This is a genomic window from Angustibacter speluncae, assembly GCF_054777815.1.
Window position 1 is genome coordinate 1 of record NZ_BAAHAF010000150.1, and the last position, 1,827, is coordinate 1,827.

The following is a 1,827-nucleotide window of genomic DNA, read 5'->3' on the forward strand; positions in this document are numbered from 1 at the left end:
GCCGGGGGCGGCGGCGCACCCGGCGAGCAGGAGGGCGCGGGCGGCGGCCGCGGCGGTCGGCGGGGGCGACCGAACCACCCCGCGCCGACCGGTGCCAGGCCGGCGGCCTGGCCGCCGGTGCCCGTCTCGACCCGGCCGGGCGCGGGCGTCCCGGAGGTCGGGACGGCGACCACGTGGACGACGGCGTCCATGCCGGTGCCGGCGGGGTCGCCGACGGCGAACACGCGGTTGAGCGCACCCGCCTGCAGGGTCAGGTCGAGCGGCCCGAGGAACGACGGCGACGTCCGGCCGGTGGCGACCACCTGCACCTCGTAGGTGCCGACCGGGACGACCGCGGTGAGCGACTCGCCGTTGGCGACGTTGGCGAACAGCACCTGCCCGTCGACCACGATGTCGGCCGGCGGGACGGCGGCGGTGTGCGAGACGACGAGGCGGGCCTTGCCCGCCGGGACGGGCGACACGTCGTTCGCGAACACGGTGACGACCGGGTCGGCGCCCGCCGTGACCGGCGGGTGCACGACGACGTCGGAGTCGGACCCCGGCGCGAGCTGCAGCGTGCTGCTCACCACGGCCGCACCGCTCCCGTCGGTCACCTCGAGCACGTGCGCGCCGGCGGCGAGGTCGAACGGGCCGACGACACCCGGGCCGGCGACGTCCCGGGCGACGACCCCGCCGTCGACCGCGACGTCGACGGTGGTGCCGGGCAGGCCGTGGACGACGTACACCCGGGCACCGCTGCCCGCCGTCGCCGGGCCGGAGACGGCCAGCAGCAAGGCGGCCGCGAGGGCGGCGGCCGCGAGCAGGGTCGTGGTCGTCACGATGCGCATCGGGGACTCCTTCAGGCGGACGGGGGATTGACCCGCGCGGGGGACGGTAGTCACGATCAGTGACGACTGCCACCGTTCCCGACCGGAGCACCCGTTCGGGCGGACCGGCCCGTGCGCGACGAGGCGAGGGGGAGCCATGCCGCTGGACTACGACGGTCGCCTGCGTGCGCGCCGCGCCGGCGGCGTCGTCGCGCCCCTCGTGCTGCTGCCGCTGGCGGCCTGGGTCTGGGTGTCCGCGCCGGCCGCGCCCCCCACCGACGCCGCGTCCCCCGCGTCCGCGGTGCCTCCCGCTGCTGTGCCGCCGTCCGCTCCCCGGCAGGACGCCTCGCGGCCCAGCACCTCGGCGGCGGGCACCACGCCGCCCGGCGACTACCCGCCGAGCGCCCCGTCGGGGGACGGCGAACCCACCTCGGTGGTCGTGACCGCGACGGCGGCGGACGACGGCTCGTTCGACGTGGTCGAGGAGGTGTCGTTCGCGGCACCGACGACGAGCCTGCTGCTGCGGCTGCCACCCGTCGACGGCGCCGGGCCGGACTTCGAGGACGTGGTGCCCGTCGTCGACGACCTGCGGGTGGGCGGCACGGGCGACGCGCGGTCGGCCCCGGGCGCGGTGGCGGCGCCGGTCGCGCTCGACGGCCCGGTGCTGTCGGTGCGGCTGACCTACCGCTGGTGGGGCACCGACGTCGCCACCCGTCCCTCGCCCCCGGGCCGCGCGCTCGCGGCCCTCGCGCCGCTGACCGACGCCGGTGACGCGCCGGTCACGTTCGTCGTCGACGGCGAGCCGGCGCGCAACCTCGCCTGCCCGCTGGTGCTCGGGGTCGGCCTCGGCTGCGCCGCGGAGCGCGACGGCGCCCTCACGACGGCGGCGCCGCTCGACGCCGCGACGGCGCTCGTGCTGGTCCAGCTGGACGTGCCGTGACCGCGGTCGTCGAGCGCGCGCTCGTGCTGGCCGCGCTGGCACCGCTCGCGGGCGCGCTGCTGCTGGTGCTGCTGCACCGCC

Annotated in this window: 2 protein-coding genes; one reads left to right on the forward strand and one right to left on the reverse strand. The window is 78.7% G+C overall.

The features are described 5' to 3' along the window. Positions 1–827, reverse strand: an 827-nt coding sequence (locus ACYVKY_RS16780) for a DUF4397 domain-containing protein (protein ID WP_460436125.1), incomplete at its 3' end; no start/stop codon positions are given. A gap of 136 nt (positions 828–963) precedes the next feature. Here ACYVKY_RS16780 and ACYVKY_RS16785 point away from each other — a divergent pair. Next, a complete protein-coding gene (locus tag ACYVKY_RS16785; protein WP_460436126.1) occupies positions 964–1,746 on the forward strand; it encodes a hypothetical protein in 783 nt (260 codons plus the stop codon). Positions 1,747–1,827: the final 81 nt, after the last annotated feature.